At 62.5% G+C, this 23,934-nt stretch carries 29 protein-coding genes; 14 read left to right on the top strand and 15 right to left on the bottom strand.

All coding sequences use genetic code 11. The annotated features are described in order from the left end of the window. From AB8B20_RS05735 to AB8B20_RS05745, 3 genes are all read right to left on the bottom strand, one after another. Nucleotides 1–489: a hypothetical protein gene (locus tag AB8B20_RS05735; RefSeq protein WP_439071943.1), complete on the bottom strand. Its 489-nt coding sequence runs from the start codon at nucleotides 487–489 to the stop codon at nucleotides 1–3. 66 nt (nucleotides 490–555) lie between these two features. Further along, nucleotides 556–1,767 carry a patatin-like phospholipase family protein gene (locus tag AB8B20_RS05740; protein WP_439071944.1) on the bottom strand — a complete coding sequence of 404 codons (1,212 nt, stop codon included), beginning with the start codon at nucleotides 1,765–1,767 and terminating at the stop codon, nucleotides 556–558. A 23-nt stretch (nucleotides 1,768–1,790) separates the two neighbouring features. Further along, complete coding sequence (locus AB8B20_RS05745; RefSeq protein WP_439071945.1) at nucleotides 1,791–2,069, bottom strand: hypothetical protein; 279 nt, start codon at nucleotides 2,067–2,069, stop codon at nucleotides 1,791–1,793. Between the two features lie 236 nt (nucleotides 2,070–2,305). Between AB8B20_RS05745 and AB8B20_RS05750 the strand changes: the two genes are divergently transcribed. Then, on the top strand, nucleotides 2,306–2,932 hold the full coding sequence (locus AB8B20_RS05750; RefSeq protein WP_439071946.1) for a TetR/AcrR family transcriptional regulator: 627 nt from the start codon (nucleotides 2,306–2,308) through the stop codon (nucleotides 2,930–2,932). Nucleotides 2,933–2,952: 20 nt separating this feature from the next. On the opposite strand, the gene AB8B20_RS05755 is transcribed toward AB8B20_RS05750, so the two are convergent. Further along, nucleotides 2,953–3,501, bottom strand: coding sequence for a cupin domain-containing protein (locus AB8B20_RS05755; protein WP_089264656.1), 549 nt, complete (start codon nucleotides 3,499–3,501; stop codon nucleotides 2,953–2,955). A 147-nt stretch (nucleotides 3,502–3,648) separates the two neighbouring features. On the opposite strand from AB8B20_RS05755, the gene AB8B20_RS05760 reads away from it, so the two are divergent. Continuing rightward, nucleotides 3,649–4,980: an aspartate aminotransferase family protein gene (locus AB8B20_RS05760; protein ID WP_439071947.1), complete on the top strand. Its 1,332-nt coding sequence runs from the start codon at nucleotides 3,649–3,651 to the stop codon at nucleotides 4,978–4,980. Between the two features lie 84 nt (nucleotides 4,981–5,064). On the opposite strand, the gene AB8B20_RS05765 is transcribed toward AB8B20_RS05760, so the two are convergent. Both AB8B20_RS05765 and AB8B20_RS05770 read right to left on the bottom strand, forming a co-directional pair. Beyond that, nucleotides 5,065–5,355, bottom strand: a complete 291-nt coding sequence (locus tag AB8B20_RS05765; protein WP_089264020.1) for a hypothetical protein — start codon at nucleotides 5,353–5,355, stop codon at nucleotides 5,065–5,067. A 220-nt stretch (nucleotides 5,356–5,575) separates the two neighbouring features. Further along, nucleotides 5,576–5,968: a MerR family transcriptional regulator gene (locus AB8B20_RS05770; protein ID WP_093758351.1), complete on the bottom strand. Its 393-nt coding sequence runs from the start codon at nucleotides 5,966–5,968 to the stop codon at nucleotides 5,576–5,578. 61 nt (nucleotides 5,969–6,029) lie between these two features. Here AB8B20_RS05770 and AB8B20_RS05775 point away from each other — a divergent pair, with 61 nt between their 5' ends. Continuing rightward, a complete protein-coding gene (locus AB8B20_RS05775; RefSeq protein WP_320444328.1) occupies nucleotides 6,030–6,779 on the top strand; it encodes a cation transporter in 750 nt (249 codons plus the stop codon). A 111-nt stretch (nucleotides 6,780–6,890) separates the two neighbouring features. Here AB8B20_RS05775 and AB8B20_RS05780 read toward each other — a convergent pair whose 3' ends face one another. Then, nucleotides 6,891–7,457, bottom strand: a complete 567-nt coding sequence (locus AB8B20_RS05780) for a Crp/Fnr family transcriptional regulator (protein ID WP_439071948.1) — start codon at nucleotides 7,455–7,457, stop codon at nucleotides 6,891–6,893. 69 nt (nucleotides 7,458–7,526) lie between these two features. Here AB8B20_RS05780 and AB8B20_RS05785 point away from each other — a divergent pair, with 69 nt between their 5' ends. Next, complete coding sequence (locus tag AB8B20_RS05785) at nucleotides 7,527–8,117, top strand: Spy/CpxP family protein refolding chaperone (protein WP_439071949.1); 591 nt, start codon at nucleotides 7,527–7,529, stop codon at nucleotides 8,115–8,117. Between the two features lie 895 nt (nucleotides 8,118–9,012). Then, on the top strand, nucleotides 9,013–9,993 hold the full coding sequence (locus AB8B20_RS05790) for a Bug family tripartite tricarboxylate transporter substrate binding protein (protein ID WP_439090613.1): 981 nt from the start codon (nucleotides 9,013–9,015) through the stop codon (nucleotides 9,991–9,993). 204 nt (nucleotides 9,994–10,197) lie between these two features. Here the strand turns inward: AB8B20_RS05790 and AB8B20_RS05795 are convergent, their stop codons facing one another. After that, a complete protein-coding gene (locus AB8B20_RS05795; protein WP_439071951.1) occupies nucleotides 10,198–11,181 on the bottom strand; it encodes a zinc-binding metallopeptidase family protein in 984 nt (327 codons plus the stop codon). A 178-nt stretch (nucleotides 11,182–11,359) separates the two neighbouring features. On the opposite strand from AB8B20_RS05795, the gene blaBJP reads away from it, so the two are divergent. Beyond that, nucleotides 11,360–12,247 carry a BJP family subclass B3 metallo-beta-lactamase gene (blaBJP, locus tag AB8B20_RS05800; protein ID WP_439071952.1) on the top strand — a complete coding sequence of 296 codons (888 nt, stop codon included), beginning with the start codon at nucleotides 11,360–11,362 and terminating at the stop codon, nucleotides 12,245–12,247. A gap of 96 nt (nucleotides 12,248–12,343) precedes the next feature. Next, nucleotides 12,344–12,748, top strand: a complete 405-nt coding sequence (locus AB8B20_RS05805) for a GFA family protein (protein WP_439071953.1) — start codon at nucleotides 12,344–12,346, stop codon at nucleotides 12,746–12,748. 20 nt (nucleotides 12,749–12,768) lie between these two features. On the opposite strand, the gene AB8B20_RS05810 is transcribed toward AB8B20_RS05805, so the two are convergent. Then, nucleotides 12,769–14,016: an MFS transporter gene (locus AB8B20_RS05810; RefSeq protein ID WP_439071954.1), complete on the bottom strand. Its 1,248-nt coding sequence runs from the start codon at nucleotides 14,014–14,016 to the stop codon at nucleotides 12,769–12,771. A gap of 194 nt (nucleotides 14,017–14,210) precedes the next feature. On the opposite strand from AB8B20_RS05810, the gene yghU reads away from it, so the two are divergent. Further along, entirely contained in the window at nucleotides 14,211–15,083 is an 873-nt protein-coding gene (yghU, locus tag AB8B20_RS05815; RefSeq protein ID WP_439071955.1) for a glutathione-dependent disulfide-bond oxidoreductase, read from the top strand. A 94-nt stretch (nucleotides 15,084–15,177) separates the two neighbouring features. Here yghU and AB8B20_RS05820 read toward each other — a convergent pair whose 3' ends face one another. After that, the gene (locus tag AB8B20_RS05820) at nucleotides 15,178–15,399 is read right to left on the bottom strand and encodes a hypothetical protein (RefSeq protein WP_093758344.1); all 222 of its coding nucleotides are present in this window, start codon (nucleotides 15,397–15,399) and stop codon (nucleotides 15,178–15,180) included. Between the two features lie 85 nt (nucleotides 15,400–15,484). After that, entirely contained in the window at nucleotides 15,485–15,907 is a 423-nt protein-coding gene (locus AB8B20_RS05825; RefSeq protein WP_439071956.1) for a group III truncated hemoglobin, read from the bottom strand. Nucleotides 15,908–16,241: 334 nt separating this feature from the next. On the opposite strand from AB8B20_RS05825, the gene AB8B20_RS05830 reads away from it, so the two are divergent. From AB8B20_RS05830 to AB8B20_RS05840, 3 genes are all read left to right on the top strand, one after another. Further along, nucleotides 16,242–17,141 carry a helix-turn-helix domain-containing protein gene (locus AB8B20_RS05830; protein ID WP_439058566.1) on the top strand — a complete coding sequence of 300 codons (900 nt, stop codon included), beginning with the start codon at nucleotides 16,242–16,244 and terminating at the stop codon, nucleotides 17,139–17,141. 218 nt (nucleotides 17,142–17,359) lie between these two features. Next, nucleotides 17,360–18,334 (top strand): Bug family tripartite tricarboxylate transporter substrate binding protein, encoded by a 975-nt coding sequence (locus tag AB8B20_RS05835; RefSeq protein WP_439071957.1) that lies wholly within the window; start codon nucleotides 17,360–17,362, stop codon nucleotides 18,332–18,334. Nucleotides 18,335–18,367: 33 nt separating this feature from the next. Further along, entirely contained in the window at nucleotides 18,368–18,685 is a 318-nt protein-coding gene (locus AB8B20_RS05840) for an NIPSNAP family protein (RefSeq protein ID WP_439071958.1), read from the top strand. Between the two features lie 69 nt (nucleotides 18,686–18,754). On the opposite strand, the gene AB8B20_RS05845 is transcribed toward AB8B20_RS05840, so the two are convergent. Together AB8B20_RS05845 and AB8B20_RS05850 are read right to left on the bottom strand one after the other, a co-directional pair. Further along, nucleotides 18,755–19,549, bottom strand: a complete 795-nt coding sequence (locus AB8B20_RS05845) for a class II aldolase/adducin family protein (RefSeq protein WP_439071959.1) — start codon at nucleotides 19,547–19,549, stop codon at nucleotides 18,755–18,757. 30 nt (nucleotides 19,550–19,579) lie between these two features. Further along, nucleotides 19,580–20,563: a Bug family tripartite tricarboxylate transporter substrate binding protein gene (locus AB8B20_RS05850; protein ID WP_439071960.1), complete on the bottom strand. Its 984-nt coding sequence runs from the start codon at nucleotides 20,561–20,563 to the stop codon at nucleotides 19,580–19,582. 328 nt (nucleotides 20,564–20,891) lie between these two features. On the opposite strand from AB8B20_RS05850, the gene AB8B20_RS05855 reads away from it, so the two are divergent. Then, complete coding sequence (locus tag AB8B20_RS05855; RefSeq protein ID WP_439071961.1) at nucleotides 20,892–21,353, top strand: MEKHLA domain-containing protein; 462 nt, start codon at nucleotides 20,892–20,894, stop codon at nucleotides 21,351–21,353. A 183-nt stretch (nucleotides 21,354–21,536) separates the two neighbouring features. Continuing rightward, nucleotides 21,537–22,154 (top strand): lysostaphin resistance A-like protein, encoded by a 618-nt coding sequence (locus tag AB8B20_RS05860; RefSeq protein ID WP_439071962.1) that lies wholly within the window; start codon nucleotides 21,537–21,539, stop codon nucleotides 22,152–22,154. 17 nt (nucleotides 22,155–22,171) lie between these two features. On the opposite strand, the gene AB8B20_RS05865 is transcribed toward AB8B20_RS05860, so the two are convergent. After that, nucleotides 22,172–22,453 (bottom strand): hypothetical protein, encoded by a 282-nt coding sequence (locus tag AB8B20_RS05865; RefSeq protein WP_089263998.1) that lies wholly within the window; start codon nucleotides 22,451–22,453, stop codon nucleotides 22,172–22,174. Between the two features lie 143 nt (nucleotides 22,454–22,596). On the opposite strand from AB8B20_RS05865, the gene AB8B20_RS05870 reads away from it, so the two are divergent. After that, nucleotides 22,597–23,058, top strand: a complete 462-nt coding sequence (locus tag AB8B20_RS05870; RefSeq protein WP_439071963.1) for a ClpXP protease specificity-enhancing factor SspB — start codon at nucleotides 22,597–22,599, stop codon at nucleotides 23,056–23,058. A gap of 5 nt (nucleotides 23,059–23,063) precedes the next feature. Here AB8B20_RS05870 and AB8B20_RS05875 read toward each other — a convergent pair whose 3' ends face one another. Then, on the bottom strand, nucleotides 23,064–23,915 hold the full coding sequence (locus AB8B20_RS05875; protein WP_120292576.1) for a tetratricopeptide repeat protein: 852 nt from the start codon (nucleotides 23,913–23,915) through the stop codon (nucleotides 23,064–23,066). Between the last annotated feature and the right edge of the window lie 19 nt (nucleotides 23,916–23,934).

Genomic DNA, 23,934 nt, shown 5'->3' on the forward strand with positions numbered 1-23,934 from the left:
TCAGTTTCTGCTCATGTTGATGGCGACGTTCCGGATGTCGCCTTCGGACGATATGGAGAAAGACTGCTTATTGCCGCGCGTCGAGAGCGACAGGCTGGCCGAGAAGCCCGGCGCGTCGATGACGGCCGAGATGAGGCCGCCGGACTCGCGGCCCGCGATGCTTCCGCTGATTCCGCGACTGGTTTCGCTCCATGTCCCGGCGATGGTGCCATCCTGGCTGACCACGTCGCTGTTGAGATCGAAGCGGTAGCTGTCGCTCGCACAGCGCAAGCTCTGCAGGAGCCGCCTTTCGCCATTGCTGACCTGGTATGTCGCCTTGCAGCGAAGCCGCTCCTTCGATCCGTCGGACAGCGAGATCGCTCCCGCGCCTGCCCAGGATCCGGTAAGGCCTGTGAACGGCAGCGACTGCGCCGCCGCCGAACCCGAGGCGGCGACGAGCAGGATCGATACCAGCGCAATCCGGCGGGGCGAAACGATTTTGCGAAGCATGGAAAGTCTCATGAGGTCACTCCTGTTTCAGCACGCATGTGCCGGGTTTGAACGTCGCATCGCGCATCAGTTGCCGCTTGCGACTTGCCGCGTGATTGCTGTGTGTGACGCCGCCACGGAATCCTGATCGTCGGAGGGCGGGGATTTCGACCAGAGACGATTGCCCCGCGCCCTCTCATAACCGTACAGGAACAGCGCGCGCATATAGGCGGTGTCGAAGCCGGACATCGGCGATGGCGGTCGATCGCCCTCGATATAGGTCAGGTTGAATCCGAACTTGTTGCGGCGGGCGAAGGCATAGGTACTGTAAAGGATGGAGCGTGTCTGAATCTTCGTCACAGTCGATGACGCCCGCGCAGCGATTTCGATGGTGGAATTGGGAATGACCTGAAATTCCCGTTCGATCTTGTTGTTGATCAGGACGTAGAGTTGCAGCTTCCCTGCGCTGGCGAATGTCGCGTCGCGTAGCAGGAAAGCCTCCGGCAATGTCAGGACAGGCGCGGTGACGCCGCCATCGACATGCATCTCCTCGAAGCGCTTGCCGTTCGCCTCCGCGGTCACCAGCATCGGCGGAAACACCACGGGCAGGCTCGCCGATGCCGCGACGACATCCCGGAACAGGTTCAATGCTTCGGGCGTGCGGAGTGAGGCGATCCGTCCCATGTCCCAGATGGCGGTCCGCTGGGAGTCGAGATTTGTCTTGACGACGAACAGCATCCGCCCCTTCGCATGTTCGGCTGCGACGGCCGCGACGAAGTTCTCGTCGATATACTTCGCCACCAGTTCGCGTAGCCGCGTGTTGCCGAACAGGCCCGAACCAAAGATCGCATTGAACGGATTGGGTGCATCGAGCAGGCTCGCGGCGACGCCGCTGGTGTAGACGTCACGCAGGGTCGCGTCATAGTCGGGACCGAGAAATGCGAAGGGCGCGATCAGTGCGCCGGTGCTCACACCGGATACCATCGAGAACGTCGGGCGCGTCCCCGCCTCGGTCCAGCCGTTGAGCACGCCGGCGCCATAGGCGCCGTCCGCCCCGCCTCCCGACAGCGCCAGATAGGTTCGAGGCCCTCGCAACGCGACCTGGTTCTGACCGCTTCGGAACGTCGAGGCCGGTTCGTCCGCATAACGGCGCAGGTCCGTGAGATCGAGGACGCGCGCACTGGATGCATCCGCGACGCCATACGGCGTCCGTGGCAATGACGAACATCCGGCGACCAGAAGGCCCAGCGCCGCAACGACAGGCAACGAGACCGACGGCCGCCAATGGCGGCCACGCATGACATGTTCTGTAAGGAGAGCGCTCACGGGTTCGACGCCCCGCCCGTGGAACCGCGTCGCTGGGCGACCTGAAGGGATGCCGCCGCGGGTTGGGCGACGAGTTCGAGATAGTCCCGGTGGATCGCCTGGATGGTCTTGCGCTCGTCGAACTTGACCCGCCAACTGCTCGGCGAGCCGTGCCCCACGATGACTCCCTGGCGATCGCCGTATTTGGGGTGCCGTTCACGACCGAGAAGGCTCATCCGGACACGGGCACCACGGAACAGTCGCGGTGGCGATTTGCTGTCATCCGCATTCTTCATGCAGCCCTCGCCCCGTCCGGCGCCTGACGGGCAATCAGTGTCGCTTTCGTTGTGGCCACGATTTCGATCAGCTCGCGTCGCTGATCTGCGGTGCCGGCCGCATCGGCTGGCAACGGAGACATCATTTTGAAAGCGTTATGCATTTCACCGCGCGCGTTAAGTGAGCAATCACTCACTATTATTGACTGACTCAAAAGTCAATAGCACCTCTGCAAGGGATCGATTATCCTGCTCCCATGAATGCTGAGCTGAAGAAGCGCGCCCGTCGAAAAGCGGAACGACCGATCGAGATCCTCGACGCGGCCTTCGAGGAGTTCGCCAAAAACGGCTATGCGGCGACCCGGCTGGAGGATGTCGCCGCCCGTGCGTCCGTCACCAAAGGCACGATCTATTTCTATTTCGAAACCAAGGAGCGCGTGTTCGACGAGATGATCCGATACAAGTCCCAGGCGTTCTTTCCCGAACTGGAAAGCTATGCCGCGACGCTGGAAGGACCATACAACGCGCGCCTGCGCGCACTCATGGTCTTCGTGTATCGCAAGATTGCCGAGGACAGACCTTTCCGCGAAACACTCCGCTTCCTGATCGCCGACGGCTCCCGCTTCCCCGACCTCGTCGACCGGCACTATGACGAGTTCATGCGGCCGGTCATCGACCAGTTCCGAATGGTGATCGACGCGGGAGTGGCGGCGGGCGAATTCCGCCCGTCGCAGGCAAGCACATTCACCGAAATCGTGATGAGCCCGGCGCTGCTGTTGACGGTGTGGTCACTGTTATTTGGAACGCGAAGGCAGATCGACGTCGCGGTTTTCACCGATGCCAGTATCGACCTGCTCATGAGAGGGATCGATACCTCCCGTTAGCCCCAGCGCGGCTTAGATCCTTAGAATGTCGGCGGCGTGCACGCACTGATCACTTCGCAGGGTTTCGCGCCGACGCAGCGGAAGCGATGCGGACGGCGGCTTTCGAAATAATAGGCGTCGCCGGGATCGAGGATGCGGCGCTCCTCATCGACGGTCACTTCCAGCCGGCCCGAGACCACGATGCCACCCTCCTCGCCGTCATGCACCAGCGGCACCCGTCCGGTGTCACTGCCCGGCTCGTAGCGCTCCTTCAGGATCTGCAGGCTGCGGCCAAACAAATTGTCGCCGACCTGGCGATAGGAGATCGGCGTCTTGCCGATTTCGGTCAGTTCGTCGGAGCGGTAGAATGCCTTGCGCGGCCGGTCCGGTTCGATGGCGAAGAAGTCGGCGAGCCCCATCGGAATGCCATCGAGAATACGCTTGAGCGCGCCGACCGACGGGTTCATCTGGTTGGACTCGATCAGCGAGATCGTCGAATTGGTCACGCCCGCGCGCTTGGCCAGTTCACGCTGCGACAGCTTGTGACGCCCACGCACGAAGCGCAGCCGTTCGCCTAGATCGATGGTCACGCCAAATCCCTGTTGCGAGTGTTTCGGATCGAACAAATATGACCCGGCCCATTCAATAAAATCAACAGGTTAATCAGATCGAGAAAAGGACTTGTTGCATTCGGGCGAACATGATCCAGATGCTGAATCAGCCAAGGGAGCCGTGCCGTGACCGTTCATCAGATTCCGAACACGTTACAACTCGAGTCGTTCTGGATGCCGTTCACGGCCAACCGCCAGTTCAAGGCGGCACCGCGCATGTTCGCGTCCGCGCAGGGCATGTATTACACGACTGAAGACGGCCGCAAGGTGATCGACGGATCGGCTGGCCTCTGGTGCACCAATGCCGGCCACGGCCGCCGCGAGATCGCCAGTGCCGTTGAGAAACAGCTCACCACCCTCGACTTCGCCCCCGCGTTCCAGATGGGCCATCCGCTCGCCTTCGAATTCGCCAATCGTCTGGCCGAGATCGCACCCGCCGGCCTCGACCGCATCTTCTTCACCAATTCCGGCTCGGAGTCGGGCGATACCGCGCTTAAGATCGCGCTGGCCTATCATCGCGCCAACGGCCAGGCCTCGCGCACGCGCCTGATCGGCAGGGAGCGCGGCTATCACGGCGTCGGCTTCGGCGGCACCTCGGTCGGCGGCATGGTCAATAACCGCCGCGCCTTCTCGTCAGCCCAACTGCCCGGCACCGATCACATCCGCCACACCCACGATCTCGCACGCAACGCATTCTCCAAGGACCTCCCGGAGCACGGCGCCGAACTCGCCGACGACGTCGAGCGTCTGGTCGCGCTGCATGGCGCCGACACAATTGCCGCCGTCATCGTCGAGCCGGTGCCCGGTTCGACCGGCGTGCTGCCGCCGCCGAAGAACTATCTGCAGCGCCTGCGCGAGCTCTGCACCAAGCACGGCATCCTGCTGATCTTCGACGAAGTCATCACCGGCTTCGGCCGCCTCGGCACGCCTTTCGCCGCAGATTATTTCGGCGTGACGCCGGACCTGATGACCACCGCGAAAGGCATCACCAACGGCACCGTGCCCTGCGGCGCCGTGTTCGCTAGCCGCAAGATCTATGACGGGCTGATGACCGGACCGGAAAGCCAGATCGAGCTGTTCCATGGCTACACCTATTCGGCGCATCCGGTCGCCTGCGCCGCAGGCATCGCGACGCTGGACATCTACAAGAGCGAGGGACTGCTGACGCGCGGTGCCTCGCTGTCCGACTACTGGCGCGATAGCCTGCACGCGCTCCGCGACCTGCCCAATGTCATCGACATCCGCAATTGCGGCCTGATGGGCGCCGTCGAACTGGCTCCGCGGAAAGATGCACCGGCTGCGCGCGGCTATGACGTCATGGTCGACTGCTTCAACCGCGGCCTCTATCTGCGCCAGAGCGGCGATGCCTTCGCGATGTCGCCGCCCCTCATCGTCGAGAAGAACCAGATCGACGAGATCGTCTCGATCCTGAGCGACGCCATCAAGCGCGTCGCCTGAGCCGACACCTCGTCTGATCCCACATGGCCCGGAGGAAGCGCCTGTTTCATCCGGGCCTTGTTGTTCAAGAGATCCGGCTGTCGATCAGCTGGCGCTGCCATGCGCCCGCGCGCACATCCGTGTCACATGATCCACGCTCATCACCGGCGTCGGCGCAACGGTGTCGCTCGAACCTGTGCTGGTCGTCCATGAGAGACCGCCGAGCGACGCCATGACAGGCGCTATGGCAAAGCGCGACATCATCGCGACATTCACCATCGCCGGCACGTCGACGCGGGGATGGCTGACGATCGCGTCCACGATCAGGCCGAAGGCGGCCAGTCCCAGTGTTCGCTTGCGAGATCTGATTGAGGTCTTGCGGAATTGGATCGGCATCGCGGGCTCATTGGCTTGAGGATGCGCACGCACCAAGGTCGGAGTGCGCCGACGCGTCGACGTCGCGCGCCATTTTAGCGATCAACTGTGACCATCCGGTCTGATGCCGCGAACAACAAAGCTCGCAACCGATCACGTCGCGACGAGTCGCCCGATATCGGTCATCACATCTTCATGAGGACGAGACCTCGGACGCGGCGAGCAACCGCCGGGCTTCGTGTCATCCGGACAGCGTCTCGATCACCCGGCAGTCACTGACCCTGCCATGACTGCACTCTTCCACCATGCGCTTCAATTCTCCGCGTAACGCGGTGAGTTGCGCGATCCGGCGCTCGACGTCCGACAAGTGCCGGCGCGTGATCCGATCGACCTCTGCGCAAGACTGATCGGGTCCCTCGCTCAGGGTCAGCAATTCGGCGATATCGGCGATCTCGAAACCGAGCTCGCGGGCGTGCCGGATGAAATTCAGGCGGGCGACATCCTCCGGCCGATAGCGGCGCTGCTTTCCCTCCGTCCTCGTGGGCGCGGCCAGAAGGCCAATCCCCTCGTAGTAACGTATCGTCGGCACCTTGATGCCCGTCAGACGCGACGCTTCTCCGATTGCGTAATCCATTTTTCCCTTGAACCTCTAGTCGCTAGAGATTGTACGCTTGTCTCACATTGAGAGGAAGCCGATGTCCGACAAGACCTGTTGCACCACCGACACCTGCTGCGAGCCGCCGCCCATCGATTTTTCGAAGGCGAACGCGAAGCCTGTCTCCCCGGCGGCCTGCGAGACCGAGGCATGCGGTTGCTCCGGGGGCGTTCCGGTCTTCGACGGCGTCGATCCCCGCTACAAGCGCGTGCTGTGGACGGTCATTGCCATCAACGGCATCATGTTTCTTGTCGAGATGATCGCCGGACAGATCGCGGGGTCACAGGCGCTGAAAGCGGATGCGCTCGACTTCCTCGGCGATACAGTCACTTACGGGCTGAGCCTCGCGGTCATCGGCACCGGCATCAGGACGCGGGCAACGGCGGCTTTGTTCAAGGGCCTTTCGCTCAGCGTCATGGCTCTATGGGTGTTCGGTTCGACCGTCTATCACACGCTTATCCTCGGCGTTCCAAGTGCCGAGGTCATGGGCGCGATCGGCTTCCTGGCGCTGGCAGCCAACCTCGCCTCGGTGCTGCTGCTGATGCGTTACAAGGACGGCGACGCCAATGTGCGCTCTGTCTGGCTGTGTTCCCGCAACGATGCCATCGGCAACGTCATTGTCATGTTCGCAGCCCTGGGAGTCTGGGGCTCGTCGAGCGCGTGGCCGGATCTGGCGGTTGCCGCCGTGATGGCCTTCATATTTCTCTCCTCCTCGGTACAGATACTCCGTCAGGCCTGGACTGAATATTCCGAACAGCCCGCGCCCGTCGGCATGTCCCAGCGTTCCTGAGCCTGCAATGCTGCGCCACGAGATGGGCACTACTCATTCGCGGTGTCGCTATGATGCTGTGGCTGGCTACGCGCTCCGATCAGCTAATTTGCGACACCCTTCGATCTTGCGCTACGCCTCTGGACCGCGTGATCGGCCCAACCGTCGTCGTCGCCTCCTCGCGAACTCGCGATAGAGGGCTTCCGGCGTGACACCAATTTCCGCAGCAACTCGACGCCACTGCCCTTTGGGCGGTAGCGGTCCCTCCTCCGTCGCGACCCAGGCGTCGATCCGAGCGGCAACTGTCTTCAGCGAGAGGATTTCGGCATGCGTTCGGGCCCGCTGAACCTCCTGCGTCAGGTAACATGTCAGGGCCAGCGAGAAGTCGGGACGCTTCGCGAGCGCCTCCTTGAGCCGCCTCAGAGGCACCGGGCGGACCACCGAGTCTTCCGCCGCAGCGCCCTCGCAATGGTACCGGTCAGCGAATAGCGACGCCTCGGCCACGATGGCGCCTGGGCCCGCACTCTGAAGTACCAGCGGCGAGCCATGCGGCAACGACTTCGTGAGCCGGACGGTGCCTGCCACCACCAGGAAGAGCACCCGAACCGGATCACCAGCGCGAAACAGGATGTGACCTGCGGCAAGCGGTTGCTCGAGCTGAGACAACTCAGATAACGTAGCGACGAGCGCGTTCGACATGATAGCGATCATACTCGATGCGCCCGACGCACGGCAAGATGGAGCGGAACTCGAACCTTGGAGACCGCAATGAAGCCCATCTACCAGATCACTCTTGCTCTTGCTCTTGCCCTCGCCCTCGCGGCTCTCATGCCCCAGATCGCCAGCGCTGAGGACTGCAACTGCAAAGTCTCTCACCGAGAGATAGCCGCCTCGCCCTATGCGGGCATGGAGCGCCGCAGTATCAAAGCCTTGTCGGACCAACAGATCGTGGATCTCAAGGCAGGGCGGGGCATGGGTTTGTCCCTTCCGGCGGAGCTCAACGGCTATCCCGGACCGGCCCATGTTCTCGAACTAGGGGACACGCTGCGCCTCTCAGACGATCAACGCACAAAAGCAAAGGCGCTTTTCGAAGTAATGAAGATAGAGACGATCCCTATCGGCAAGCGAATCCTCTCCGAAGAGACCGCGCTCGATCGGCTATTCGCCGAGAAGCAGGCGACGCAAGACGCGCTGAACACCGCGACGGCGCGCATTGCCTCTGCACAGGGCGATCTTCGAGCCGCCCACCTGCGTTACCACCTCGCTTTGACGGAGTTTCTTTCCTCTGAACAAGTCGCACGGTACGCCGAACTGCGCGGCTACGGGACCGGTGCGCCCGACCGACATAAGCACCCATAGCGCGGGAGCGAATCTCCCAACTTCCGCCGATGCGCTAGGTGTAAGCGGGAGCAAAATTGTCGGCATTCGGCGCCAATCGCGTATTCCGAAGTGGCGCCCCTCCGTTGTTGGCGTCCTTGCCCGCAAGAATAAATCTGAAAATAATCCTTGACGCCACTCCAACGCAGATTATATTCCCCTGCATCCCGCTCCACTTGAGGGAGCGTTACCGGGACGCCGACTGGCGCGGGGCGGGATGTGGCGCCTGCGGGCGGGAGGAAGACGTTTCCTCACGCACTCGGGAGGCCTTGGGTCACCGTCCGGCCCCACTACGGGGGTCTGCCACTCATGCTGGCTGGACGTGGCATTGGTGAACGGCGGGAAACCGTCGGGATCAGCGGACTGCGGAGGTCTGCGCCTTTGCCCGGAAGAACGGTCCCGGGGACAGAAATCGCCACGATGGAGCGTCGAAAGGCGTTTCCGCGGCCTCTGTGGTCCGGCGATCCGGACAGCACGCTGCGGCACTGTTACCAAGTCGCGCCTTTCGGCGCTTCATCTCCCTCATTTTCGAGGGAGGCCACCGGGACGGCCACGCACGCGCTCAGGCACGGGCATCGATAGCGTACGCCCATCCCCTCACCTGCATCACAGCAATCAACAAGGTCGTCACGGGAGGTCACATGCATCCGCGTCTCACATCGACAAATTCCACGCTGCGGCAGCAGACGTTAGCGGCCTTTCGTCTACTTTCCCCGTTACCGTGCGATGCGGTAGCCTGCATGCGGGACTCTGCATCCCGCGACATCCGTCGCGGCGCAGAACGGGCAGACAACAAGAAGAACGGTCTGCGATCCGAGGCAGGCGCTACGGCGCTCCCGCCGCCTTGGAGCGCGCCGGCAGTCGAGGAAATGAAATGATGAAGAGCTTCGTCCGCGCCGCGAGCGTGATCGCCGTGATGGCCGCCTGCGCCGGCAGCGCCGAGACTGCCTTTGCGCAGAGCTGGCCGAACCGGCCGATCCGCATGGTCGTGCCCTATACGCCGGGCGGCTACACCGACCTGATGGCGCGCCTCGTCTCGGAAAAGATGGCGATCGCGCTGGGCCAGCCCATCGTCATCGAGAACAAGCCGGGCGCCAATGCCGCCATCGGCACCGACGCCGTCGCCAAGGCAGCCCCCGACGGCTACACCTTCGGCACCGTGATCGCGGCGCATTCGGTGAATCCGACGCTCAATCCGAAGCTGCCCTATGACGCGATGAAGGACTTCACCTATGTGTCGCTGACCTCGGTCGCGCCGCTGATTTTGATTGCGACGCCGTCCCTGCCCGCCAAGGACATGAAGGAGTTCATCGCACTCGCCAAGGCGAAGCCTGGCTCGCTGAACTTCGCCTCGTCAGGCATCGGCTCGGCGGCACATCTGACCATGGAAATGCTGAAGAGCCGCGAAGGCATCAATCTGCAGCACATTCCCTACAAGGGCACGTCCGGCGCGCTGCAGGATACGGTCGGCGGCCAGATCAATGTGATGTTCGACGTTATCGGCCCGCTGATGTCGCAGGTGAAGTCCGGCAATGCCAAGGCGCTCGCCGTGGCTGCCAAGGAGCGCGTCCCGGCGGCCGGCGACGTGCCGACCATGGCGGAAGCCGGCGTGCCGGATTTCGTCTCTGGCACCTGGTCCGGCATCATCGCGCCCGCAGGCACACCGAAGGAGATTGTGGATCGCGTGGCCGCGGAGGCAAAGAAGGCGCTCACCGATCCCGACCTGAAGAAGAAGCTCGACGATCAGGGCATCGTCCCCATGGGCACCACCCCGGATGAATTCCGCGCCTTCGTCACCGACGAAATCGCACGCTGGAAAAAGGTGATCACGGACGCCGGGATCAAGATGGAGCAGTAAGAGCCAACCTCGTCATTCCGGGACGCGAGCGCCACTTGGCGGTCGCGGACCCGGAATCTCAAGATGGGAGTCGCTCCCTCCGCCGCGCTGGATCAAGAGGTGATGAACACATCAAGATTCCCCGCCACTCCAATTGGAGTGGCTGAGGTTCGCGCCGAACCGCTTCGCGTTTCGGCCCGCCCCGGAATGACAGCGTAAGGCCATTCAGCTTTCGCTGCGCGTTTTCAGAATCGCCAGATGCACGAAATGCAGCTTTCCCCTCACCGCCTGTGTCAGGTGAAACGGATAAGCGTCGCTCATGCCCATCGAACGATTGAGTTCGTTCATGCTGTAGGACACAGCATCCCACAGCGACAGCAGCGCTTCGAAGTCACGCTCGAGATAGGGATCGTCCAGCGTATGGCGCGAGCGCTCGTCCAGTGACAGCGGCAGCGACGATGCGGTGTCCAGCGTCGAGACGATGTGCAGGAAATGCGCGAAGGTCTCGGCCCAGTCTTCCCACGGATGCGAGGTCGCATATTCGCTGATGAAGGCATCGCTATTCCACGAGCGATCGGCGCGATTGTGATAGGCCGCGAGTGCCTCGCCATAGTCGCGCGTTTCATCGCCGAAGATCATCCGGAACGGACCGATGAGCTGCGACTGATCGACCAGCGCTTCCCAGTAGAAATGCCCGACCTCGTGGCGGAAATGGCCGAGCAGCGTTCGATACGGTTCGCGAAACGCGGCGCGGCGCGCCTCGCGCTCGGCATCGTCAGCTTCCGAGAGGTTCATCGTGATCAGCCCCGACAAATGCCCGGTCATGATCGGATGTCCGGCGGTCTCGTCCGAGAGAATGTCGAACGCGATATGCGCGCCGCTCGACACAGCAAGGGGTAGCCTGAGTCGCATCAGGTCGTAGGTCAGACGCCGCTTGGCTTGCTCAACCCGCTTCCAGAGCGCGACATTGCGATCGGATACCAGATTGGGAATTGTTCGCGTAAGCCGGCAGGACGGACAGAACGGATCGCTGTCATCCGTGGCCCAGTTGCAGGCGATCAGATCGCGATTGGCACAGGACATGGCCGCCGCGGCGCTGACGACATTGGACTGCGCGGTGTCGAAGATCAGCGCCTCGCCGCATTGCACGCAATCGCTCTGCTCGAAGAAGACGCGTGTCTGGCAATTGGGGCAGATCAGTTGTTTCATGGGTGAAGTCTAACCCAAAACGGCCGGGATGGTTCAACGCGCTCGCAACATTCGCCGCCCGGCCGTGCCTGTTATGCGCGATGCCGGCATGCAGGAATGGCGCTTGAGAGATCTGCCCAAATCGCGCTTCAATCCCGGCGTTCAAAAGAACCAATAAAAATCAAACCGGGAGGCCATCATGAAGACGCTCGCAGGCGCCGTCTGCGCTCTGGCGCTATTTGCAGGTAGCGCGCAAGCGCAGACCGTCAAGGATTTTCTGGCGCAGGTCATGGTCAAGTGGACCGCCCCCTTCGAGCCGTTTCAATTGATCGACAACATCTATTACGTCGGCACCGACGGCATCGCGGTCTATCTCATCAAGACATCCGACGGCCTGATCCTGATGGATACGGGCGTCCCGCAATCGACCGGGATGATCAAGGAGCACATCGCAAAGCTCGGCTTCAAGGAAGCCGATATCAAGATCATCCTCAACAGCCATGCCCATTTCGATCACACCGGCGGTTTTGCGGAGATCAAGAAGGACACCGGCGCGCAACTGATCGCAGGCCTACGGGATAAGCCGTTGCTCGAAAGCGGCACCTATCCGGGCGATGAAAAGAACACCGATATTGGTTTCCCGCCGGTCAAGGTGGATCGCACCGTCACCGAGGGTGACAAGGTCACGCTCGGCGGCACCACGCTGACGGCGCATGCGACACCCGGCCATTCGCCGGGCTGCACGAGCTGGGAGATGACCGTGAAGGACGGCAGCGAGAACCGTGAGGTCCTGTTCTTCTGCAGCGGCACCGTGGCGCTGAACCGGCTGGTCGGCAATCCAACCCATGCCGGCATCGTCGACGATTATCGGTCGACCTATGCCAAGGCCAAGGCCATGAAGATCGACGTGCTGCTCGGGCCGCATCCGGAAGTCTATGGCATGCAGGCCAAGCGTGCGGCGATGAAGGACGGCGCGCCGAACCCCTTCGTCAAACCCGGCGAGCTCGCCACTTACGCTGCAGTGCTCGAACAGGATTTCGACAAGCAGCTCGCCAAGCAAACGGCTGCGCTGCAAAGCGGCAAATAGCGACTGCCAGCCGCGGCGAGCGATTTGTCGCAAGCCGCGGCAGTTGTCGGCGATTGCGGTCGGCTGGTAGTTTTGCGCATCAGATGAGGTGCGCCCATGGAACTCGCTTGCCCCTGCAACGCTGTCAAACTCCGGATCAGCGCCGACCCCATCGCACATTTCTGGTGCCACTGTGCCGACTGCCAGACCGTCCATGGCGCAGCTTATGTGGCCGAAGCCGTCTATCCGGCCGACGGCGTAGAAGTCATTCAGGGCGACACGACGTCGTTCGCACTGAGGACGACCCCGCGCCTCAGCTGCGCAAAGTGCGCCACGCGGCTGATTATCGAGCTCGACGGGATCGGCATGCGCAGCATCAACGGCTATCTGCTCGGGGACGCGTTCAAGCCGAGCCTGCATATCAATTGCAGCGAGGCGATCGCTCCAGTCCGCGACGGCCTGCCACATTACGCCGCCATGCCGGCTGCGTTCGGCGGCGACGACCGGCTGGTCGACTGGTAGGACGCCGAGGTTCTTCCTCGCTAGGGCAGCGCCAGCAGGCCTCCAGCAACAATCATGGTCGCCAGCGCCGACAGCGCCAGCGACCAATGGATCCCGATCATGCTGCCGACGACGCCGACCGAGATGCCGCTGAAGGCGCGCAAGCCCAGGCTCGCCATATTGAACAGACCGATGACGCGGCCGCGCTTGTCCAGGGGTGCATCGAGCTGCACGAGGCTCTGCGCCATCGCGTTGAACGACAATTCGAGAAATCCCGCCGCAAACAGGAACACCAGCGCAATGGCGTAGTGACCGGTCAGCGCGAAGATCGCCAACGCACCGCACCAGAGCAGCGCCAGAATGATCGCCGTACGCGGCTTCGGCGCCAGCAATTGCCTGCCCTCCAGCGCCAGGCCGGCAAGCAGGCCACCGGCTGCGTCAGCCGCCAGCAGCATGCTGTAGGACATGCCGGGATCGCCATGGCCGAGATCACTGGCAAAGCCCGGCATCTGCGAACTATAGGCATTGCCGACGAAGAACGAGGCCGCGCCGGCCAGCGCGATCATGGACACGATCACCGGCCGGTGGCGCACGTCGCGCATGGTCTGGACGATGTCCGCAAAGCCCCGCACGGCGCGCTGAGGCGCGGGCGCGCCGGTGCGAAAGCGCGGACCATAGGGTGCCTTGATCAGCCACAGCACCAGCGGCAGATAGAAGATGGTGTTGAGCATGATGCCATAGGCCGGCCCTAGCGCGAGCAGGATCACGCCGCCGACCGCTGGGCCAACCATGACACCGAGATAGCGCGCCATGGCGTTCAGACGCACCGCGCTCGGCAGGTCGGCGGAACCGACGACGTCGTAGAGCAGCATCTGGTTCGGCGTCTGCCAGAGCACGCCGGCACAGCCATGAATCACCAACAGCACCATCGCCTGCCACATCTGCAGGGTATCGGTGACAAAGAAATAGCCCCAGCCCAGCGATGCCAGAATGAACAGCGCCATGCCGCACTGGATCACGCGCCGCGGGTCGAAACGCTCCGCCAGCGCGCCAGACGTGACCGAGAACAGCAGGAACGGCAGCCAGTGCGAGACGATGGCAAAACCACCCAGCGCGGGCGACTGGAATTTCTGAAACACCACCCAGTAGCTGATCACATGCTCGATATTGTCGGCCATCATGGCCAGCACATAGGTGATGAACTGGGCGCGGAATCCCGGGTGATGGAGCGCCGCGAAGGATCGTTTGGTGGGCGATGCGCCGACGGTCTGCGCTGGGGTGTCGCTCATCGGGAGGGGAATCTTCGGACGGAGGGAAACGCCGCCATCGGCAATTACGGCGCAGACTCGTTACATCGCATGTCTTAGCCCGGCACAAGGCGGCTTCCGGCATAGGACGCCTCGCCATCTTGCATGCAATTGCATTCATCCCTACCTGTCCCCGGCAACCATCAACCCTGCCCCTTTTCCGGAGCCAGCCTGACATGACCGACGCCCCCTACACGCCTCCCAAAGTCTGGACCTGGGACAAGGAAAACGGCGGCAAATTTGCCTCGACCAACCGGCCCATCGCCGGCCCCACCCATGAGAAGGAGCTCCCCGTCGGCAAACATCCGTTCCAGCTCTATTCGCTGGCGACGCCGAACGGCCAGAAGGTCACGATCATGTTCGAGGAACTGCTCGCTGCCGGCCATACAGGCGCGGAGTACGATGCATGGCTGATCCGGATCGACGGCAACCAGTTCGGTTCGGGTTTCGTCGATGTCAATCCGAACTCCAAGATCCCGGCGCTGATGGATCGCAGCGGCGACAAGCCGTTCCGTATCTTCGAGTCCGGCGCGATCCTGGTGCATCTCGCCGAGAAATTCGGCGCCTTCCTTCCAAAGGACGGAGCGGAACGGGCCGAAACCCTATCCTGGCTGTTCTGGCAGATGGGCAGCGCGCCGTTCCTCGGCGGCGGCTTCGGGCACTTCTATGCCTATGCGCCGACCAAGATCGAATATGCCATCGACCGCTACGCCATGGAGACCAAGCGCCAGCTCGACGTGCTCGATCGTCAATTGGCCAACAACGAATTCATCGCCGGCAAGGATTACAGCATCGCCGACATGGCGATCTTCCCCTGGTATGGCGGCCTTGCGGAGAGCGCCATCTACGGCGATGCCGGCACGTTCCTCGATGTGCAGAGCTACAAGAACCTGCAGCGCTGGACCAAGACCATCGCGGCACGACCTGCCGTGAAGCGCGGTCGCATGGTCAATCGCACCTCGGGCGACCCGGCCGGCCAGTTGCGCGAACGCCATGACGCCAGCGACTTCGACACGAAGACTCAGGACAAGCTCGAAGCGAAGAGCTGAGACGAAGACTTCGAGTTGACGTCGCTTCAGCCCGGAATCGAAAAGCCCCGCGCGAGCGGGGCTTTTGCACGTCTGGATGCGTGAGGCAGCAGCCTCAGCCCTTCATGCACTTGTTAACCGATGAGGTCTTGGCGGCGCCGGCCAGTGGCTTGCCCTCGGCGCTCTTGGCGTTGTCCTCGCAGCACTTCTTCATGAAGCTCTTCTTGGCAGCGCCCGCGAGCGGCTTGCCGTCGCCGCTGACGGCGTTGCAGGATTGCGCCATTGCGGGCGCAGCACTGAACAGGCTCAAGAGAACGAGGACAGACAGACGTTTCATGGACCGATTCCCGGTTTGCTGGAGTCGCAGCCTAGCGCAACGGCCGGCTCTCGCAAGACCGGCGTTGCATCACGTGCCTACCGCCTTAAACGCTATGTCGCGGCGCAGCGATCTCGCCGCGCACCGAGGCAACGCCCATCTCGAAACTGTCAGCGATACGGCGCGCGCGGGTCATGAAGGCCTCGGTGACCTCAGCCGGAAATATCTCGCGCGCGGTCTGTTCGAACAACAAAAGCCAGCGATCGAAATGTTCACCCTTCAGCGGCAGCACGAGATGTGGACGCATAGGCCGGCCATTGTAGCGGCCGGTCTTCAGCATCATCGACGACCAGAAATCGCTGATCTGCGCGATGTGATGATCCCAGTCGGTCACGGCGCTGTTGAAGATCGGCCCCAGCAAATCATCCTCGCGGGCACGGCCGTAAAAGGTCTGCACCAGAAGCGCGATATTTTCTTCATTCAGGGAGGGCTGGAAGCTGGTGAAGCCGAATTCGGAGGTCTGCGTCATGCGCCCTCATGTAGGCGACGGCGGCCAGCTCGGCAACCGCCATCGCCCGAAATCCGTTCTGCAATTGATCCAGCGCAAGCTCAGTTGCGACGACCCGCCGTCTGCGTCCGTTCCATCAGGTCCCCTTCCGAGCGAACGCCATAAAATGCCTGCAGGAGCATCCCCCGACGCAACTTCCCGGGTGTGATGGAGCGGCACCCAGAATTCTTATAGAGCTGCCGAACTCCTCGGAGAGACCGTCCGGTGTCGCATTCGCCAACACCCGGTACTCTCCGGCTTTTTGCGATAGGATGACGCTGATAACCGTGCCCCGAAACCGCAAGGACACCTTCACTTGCCCGAAGCTCTCCTCTCCGCCCGCTCCGGCGAGTTTCCGACCTTTGAAACCTCGGATTTCGCGGGCGAAGGCTCGTTCTACTTCGACCTCGTACGACTGGAGGACCGCGACGACATCCCGCGCGGTTTCCTGCACCGGCATAACTACTACCATCTGCTCTGGATGACCCGGGCGAGCGGCACGCACACACTCGACTTCGCGCATTTCGACGTGCGCGACCACTCAGTGTTCTTTCTTTCGCCGGGCCAGGTCCATGCCTGGACGTCATCGGTCAAGCCTCACGGCTACGTGCTGAACTTCAGCACCGACTTCTTCGCGCGGATGTTTCCGCGCGCCGAAGATGTCGCGAAACTTCCGTTCTTCCACCCTGCGCGCGGCAACAGCGCGCTCTATCTCACGCAGGCCCAGCATGACGGCATGCTGCCACTGCTCTGCGAGATGGAGCGTGAGGCACGCGATCGCCAGCCGGGATTTCCCGATGTGGTGCGGGCCAGCCTGCTGATCCTGCTCACGCGCCTGCGCCGTGTGTGCCCCGGCAACGAGCCCGCCGGTGGCGTTGGTCCACACCAGGCGCTCGCGCGCCGTTTCGCGATGCTGGTGGAAACGCACTACCTGCGCTTCGGTACCATCGGCCAGTACGCCGAGGCGCTTGGCGTGAGCGAGCGCCAGCTCAACGATGCGGTCAAGCGCACTGTGGCGCGCACGGCCAGCCAGGTGGTGCAGGAGCGCGTGGTCCTCGAAGCCAAGCGCTGGCTCAGCAACACCGAAACGGGCATCGCCGAGATCGCGTTCCGCCTCAATATCGAGGATCCGGCCTACTTCGCGCGCTTCTTCAAGAAGCAGACCGGCCTCACGCCGGGCGACTTCCGGAGGAAGCATTGCCGTCCACTGGACTGACACGCGAAAAAGTCCAACACAACGTCTGATCCGTCCTAGCGCCGTCGCCGCGCGGCTGCATAGAGTGTCCCGCATGGACGCCTGACCGGGCGCTGCCATCGCCACCTGCGCGTTTGTATGCGCAGGTCGGCATGGCATGACGCCCACCGCCACGACCGCCCCGCATCTGCGGGGCGCGCCGTCGGCAGGACATAAAAACAAGAGGCAGAGGAAACAAAATGCACAAAGCAATCATCCCGTTGCGGAGCCTCGTCGTGGCCGTAGCATTGGCCCTCACCTCAGTCAGCGCGATGGCCGATTATCCAGAACGTCCCCTGCGCGTGATCGTGCCGTTCGCCGCCGGTGGTGCCACCGACGTGATCGCGCGCACCGTGGCGCAAGCCATGTCGGTACGGCTCGGCCAGTCGATCGTGGTGGAAAACAAGGCCGGCGCCAACGGCAATATCGGCGGTGCCGCGGCGGCGCGCTCGGAGCCCGACGGCTATACGCTGCTGATGGCCACATCGAGCCACGCGATCAATGCATCGCTCTACCAGAAGCTCAGCTACAGCCTCACGCGCGATTTCGCGGCCTTGTCAAACCTGGCGTCGGTGCCCCTGCTGCTGGTGGTGCACCCGTCGGTGCCGGTCAATTCGGTGAGCGAACTCGCCGCTTACGCCAAGGCCAATGCCGCGAGCGTCAACTATGCATCGGGCGGCGTGGGCACCGCGTCCCATCTGTCCGGCGAGCAGTTCAGCACACTGGCTGGTGCGAAGATCACGCACGTCGCTTACAAGGGCGGCGCACAGGCGCTCAACGATATGATCGGCGGCCAAGTGCAGATCATGTTCGCCAACCTGCCCGAAGTTCTCTCACTGGTGCAGAGTGACAAGCTCAAGGCGCTGGCGGTGACGGGCAGCACGCGTCACGCCGCCTTGCCCGACGTGCCCGCTTTCTCAGAAACGCCGTTCCCCGGCATGAACGCACGCTCGTGGTTCGGCCTGTTCGCACCGGCCGGCACGCCCCCCGCTATCGTCGAGAAGCTTGCGCAGACCATTGTTCAGAGCGTGGCCGACCCCGCTGTCCAGGAGCGGCTCAAAGGGCTCGGCGCCGACCCCGTTGGCGACGATCGGGCGACATTCCAGAAATACGTGAACGACGAGGTGGCGCGCTGGGCCGTGCTTGTCGCGCAGTCCGGCGCCACCGCCGAATGACCCTATTGATCCGCCACCGCTCGAGGAAACCCCATGCTGCTTGACGTTCGCACCTACACTTGCCGCCCCGGCACCATCAAGAAACACCTGGCGCTGTATGCCGAGCACGGCTACGAGATCCAGAGCCGCCATCTGGGCAAGCCACTCGCCTACGCGCAAATTGAGACCGGCAACGTCAACAGCTACATGCACATCTGGGTTTATGACAGCGCAGCCGATCGCGAGGCCAAGCGCCAGGCGCTGCAGAAGGACCCGGCCTGGGCCGACTACCTGAAGATCAGCGCCGAGGCCGCCTATCTCATCAGCCAGGAGAACCAGCTGATGACGCCGGTATCATTCTTCAAACCGTAAGCGGACCTGTGGTCGCGGCATCTGACTGCCGCGACTGCGAGCCCAGCAGGCGCTCCTGCCAGCGCAAGCTCAGCTGCGATAGGACGGATCGACCCGGTCGAGCTTGCGGAGCAGCGCCGGCCAGGCGAGTTCGCCGCTGAGGCCCGGAACATTGTCGCGTGGCTTCATGCGGTCATAGGTATCCTGCAGGACCTTCTGCGGCGGCGTGATCAGCTTGGTGTTGCAGGATAGAGCTGCGACCTGAACCTGACAGGCCCGCTCCATCCGGAACAGCACGTTGAAGGCCGCGGCGATGGTCTTGCCCACCACCAGCAGGCCGTGATTACGCAGCACCATCGCCTCGTGATTGCCGAGATGCGCGATCAGTCGTTCCCGCTCTTCTGGATTGTCCGCGATGCCCTCGAAGTCATGATAGGCGACATGAAGGAAGCGCATGCAGGTCTGCGCCACCGGCAGCAACCCGCATTCCATCGCCGATACGGCCATGCCGGCCACCGTATGGGTATGCGCGACGCAATCGACATCGTGACGCGCCATGTGGATGGCACTGTGGATCACAAAGCCTGCAGCATTCACAGCGTAGTCGGACGCGTTGAACAGTGTGTTGCCGTCGAGGTCGATCTTGACGAGGCTCGACGCATCGATCTCCTCATAGAGCATGCCATAGGGATTGATCAGGAACTGGTCGTCCGTTCCCGGCACGCGGCAGGAGATGTGGTTGGCAATCATTTCGGTCATGCCATACATCGCCGTCAGGCGATAACAGGCCGCGAGATTGACGCGCGACTGCCATTCCTCAGGACTGACCTGATCCTGCACCGAACGGACGACTTTCACGGCGGGTGAGCTGACGGCTGCATTCATTGATATTCTCCCTTGATCTTGTTCACGCGGTCAGTCGACCGTGATGTTGGCTTCGCGAATGAGTTTGCCCAAGCGGTCGCGCTCGCTCTTCACATGGGTCTCGAGTTCCGCCGGCGTCATCGGCCACGGCTGATTGCCGATCGGCTCCATCTTCTTTGCAAATTCCGGCGTCTTGACGATGCGGGTGATGGCAGCGCTCAACCTGTCCAGTGCTGGCTGCGGCGTACCCGCGGGCGCGAAGACTGCGAACCATGTCGCGCCGACGATCGAGGGGAATCCGAGCTCCTTGAAGGTCGGCACATCAGGCAATTGCGGAAGGCGCTCCTCAGACAAGACCGCCATCGCGCGGTACATGCCCGCCTTGTGGTTTGGCACGGTATTGGTCAGCGCCTCCACATTGCTGTCGACGATGCCCGCAAGCATGTCGTTCATCGCCGGCGCAGCACCGCGATAGTGTACATGCTGCAGCTTCACGCCGAGTCCGCGGGCCACGATCTCACCCATAAGGTGCACGGTGCTGCCCGGTCCGTTGGTGGCATTGTTGACCTTGCTCGGATTGGCCAGCGCATAGGCACGAAACGCCGCGACGTCGGCGGCCGGAAAGTCCTTCTTCACGACGAAGGCAAACGGCACTTTCACCACCATCGCGACGGGCGCAAAGTCCTCGAGCTTGTATTTGATGGAGGCCAGCAGATGCGGGTTGGTCGTGAAGGTCGTCGCGCTGGCGAATAGAAGCGTGTAACCGTCCTTGTCGGCACCGGCCACGACTTGCGCACCGATCGATGTGCTGGCGCCGCCGCGATTCTCGATCACCACCTGCTTGCCGAGTTCGGTGCTGAGCTGTTCGGTGAGGATGCGCGCGACGATGTCGGTCGTTCCGCCGGGCGGAAATGGCACGACCATGGTGATGTTGCGCTCGGGATATTGCTGCGCCTGCCCTGGCGCTACGGCGAACAGCGATGCGGCAAGGACCGCGGCGATGGCAAACCATCGCCCCTTCTTGTTGTTGCTCACGTTTTCTCCCTTTGCGCCGGTCCATTGGGCTTTCGCCTGGAACGACATTTTCGGGAGAGGCTAAAACAAGAGCCCAGCCGATGCGACGACTAAATAAGCCGGGCAGCTATCGGATTACACGGGACGCGCAATCGACGAACGGGACGCGGCCGTCTCGGTGAATCAATGCACCGTGGCATTCGAAAACAGGTTGATCACGACCTGATCCTTACTGCCGACCGATAGCGGCTGCTCCATGCATTCCGGGGCAGTCAGCACCGCTTTCGCTGCCGATGTCGTATAGAGCCATGCGGGCTATGTCCTCATAGCCTATCCCCGAGAGAGTCGCGTGACCGCTCCGACGCCCCCTGCTTTCGCACTCGATGCCCCCTTCTTCAAACTCCTCACCGGGAGCTATCTCCGCACTGTCGGGAAGCCCCTGTTGGCGCCTGGGCAAGATGCAGCGTGGCTCTACAGCGACGCACCATCTGCGGTGCTCGCACATAATACTGCCGCCGATCCGGTCTTCGTCTATGCCAACAGAACCGCACAGCGCTGCTTCGAATATGGCTGGGATGAATTCATCACCATCCCGTCGCGCCTCTCGGCAGAAGCGCCGAACCGCGACGAGCGCCAGCGCCTGCTGGATGCCGTCGCACGTAACGGCTTCATCGACAATTATCGCGGGTTGCGGATCGCCAAGTCCGGCCGGCGCTTCTGGATCGAAGGTGGCATCGTCTGGGAACTGAGAGACGAGAACGGCGAGCGACGCGGTCAGGCAGCGCTGTTCACGTCATGGACGGATGTGTGAGACACAATACTAGTCGGCGAGTTCCACTTTGTCGCATCGGAGCGGCCAGCAACGGCCGAGCAGACCGTCGGACGGAAATGTCACCACCTGCTGCGGACATATCGACGATCACGCTTTCGTCGCTCTCAACCTGCGTGGCCACTCCGCCCTTAAACCACCACATGATTTCACCTATAGAACATCATGACGGTTTTACGACAGCAACGATTCCAATGGCGATTGATCGCTCCACTGCCCGGATTTGCCGCGCTGCTGCTGGCGCCTGGTCTCGCCATTCACTGGGGCTTTCTGCCGTTCGAATATCGCATCCCCGCCTTGCTGCTGGTCTCGGTGCTGTGTATCGCGCTGTGCCTGCTGGCCGGCTTCTCTGTCGCGGAACTCGGCCTCAGCCGGCCCTCTGACATCAGCCACTGGCTATTCTGTGCCGCAATAACGGCGGGCATTGCGGCGATCATGGTGGCGCAGACCCGGTTTCTCACCTTCGACCACAAGCCACCGGTCTGGCTCAGCTTTGCGCCGTTCTATGTCCTGGTCTCGAGCCCTTGCCAGGAAGTCGTGTGCCGATCGATTCCGAAACTGATGACCGATCGGCTGCAGGTCAGGCCCTGGACCTATGTGATCTATTCCTCGGTGGTCTTCTCGCTGATCCACATCGCCTATGGCGACAGCGTGCTGCTGCTCAACACGTTCCTGGTCGGCATCGTCTGGGGTTTCGCCTATCTGCGGATGCGCAACATCTGGCCGGTGATCCTGTCGCATGCCGCGATCGGCACACTGGCCTTCTCGCTCGGGCTGGCCTGATTCAGATTTGCCTGAGCCTAGCGATCGTATCCGCCGCCGAAGCTGCTCTTGATCTGATGCAGCAGCGTCAGCACCCAGCATAGCGCAAAGGCTCCCGCGAGGCCGTAGGCCGTGCGGCGATCGATCACCGACAGGCCGGTCCAGAGATAGATGCGATAGAGCCAGAGGCCGGCGAGACCGACGCCGAGCAAACACACCAACAGCTTGACGAAGCGCGCATTGGCCACCCCTACCGCGGCAAACAGAATGGTCAGCGGCACCAGAAACAACTGGCAGATGGCGATCAGGCTCTCGTTCACAGGCGGCTCCAGGGAAACGCAAAAGGCGACTCAGAGCCGGGAGTTTAGGCGGCCAATTTCAAACAAATGGTTGCGGACGCATGCGGCAGAAAATCGCTGTCGCAGCCCCATGAACCCGCCCGCTGCCGCCGCGACAAAGGATCATGACACCATCCTTGCCTCGCGACCTCCGCACCCTCGCCGTTGCCATGATGATGCTGGCCGCGCTCACATCACACGCGGCAGCACAACAGCCCTGCACCACCGCCCCGCTCGCACAATATGCCGAGGTGAGATCCACGCTTGCCGACGTCGCCAGACGCGGTCTGCGCGGCCGGCACTATTACGAGATCACGTTCAGGACCTCGTTCGACGGCGTCATCGTGCCCGATACCCAGCGCGCCAAATATCCCGAAGAGATGACGTTCGTGCTGCAGCACCAGTTCGAACGACTGAACGTCACCGCGGATCGCTTCAGCGTCAACCTGTGGTTCAAGGGGATCAAGTCGCGCGTCACGGTGCCGTTCAACGCCGTCACCTATTTCGTTGATCCGTCGGTGAATGACCGGCGCGAATTCGACGTGGGTACGCCGGCGCGCGCCTGCGACAGACCGCAGTCAGGCTAGGCTGATCAGAAGCACATATTGCTGACCACGTTGCCGCGCTTGTCCTTGAGCACATAAGGGCACTTGATGCGTTCCAGCGCCTTCTTCGCATCGTCGTCGCCGAGCGCAGCGGCCTTCTCATAATAGGCCTTCGCGGCATCCTTATCCGACGCACCACCGCGGCCGCTTTGCGCGAACGCGCCCATGCGCTCCAACGCGCCCGCATGGTTCTGTGCTGCCGCCTTCTCGAACAGGCTGCGTGCCGCAACATCGTCTTTCGCGCCGCCGATGCCTTCCGACAGCATCATGCCGAGCTGATATTGCGCCTCGGCATTGGTCTCCGCGGATTTCGCCAGCAATTGCCGTGCACGCACCGGGTCTGAACCCGCGCCTGCGCCTCCGGATAGTGCCGCAAGATTGCTTACGCCGCGCGGATTGCCGGCTTCAGCCGCACGCTCGAACAGTTTGCGCGCCTGCGCTTCGTCGCGCGCGACGCCGGTTCCGTTGCCATAGGCGACGCCGAGTTCGACCATGGCGGAGGTACTGCCTTTGTCAGCCGCCTTGCGCCATGCCGCGAGCGCCTCAGCTGCCTGCGCATTGGCCGCGTAAGCACGCCCGAGCTGGAACATCGCACGGCGCGACCCGCCGGACGCGGTCCGGCAGAATTTGATGGCGGTGGCAATATCGGCTTTGGCAATATCGGCCACGCCCTTCACATCGGCAGGCTTGTCGGGATCGGCAGGATCGGCCGCGAGGCGATCGCACAGAACCAGATCGGCGGACTGGGCCTGCATGCGCACCGGCGCGCACAGCACAGCCAGTCCGACGGCGATACCGAGCAAACAGATCAGAGGCGTCGCGCCGATACGCTGGGTCATGGATTTGTCGCCACCTGTG

It is taken from the genome of Tardiphaga sp. 866_E4_N1_4, from assembly GCF_052076075.1.
GTDB lineage: Bacteria > Pseudomonadota > Alphaproteobacteria > Rhizobiales > Xanthobacteraceae > Tardiphaga > Tardiphaga robiniae.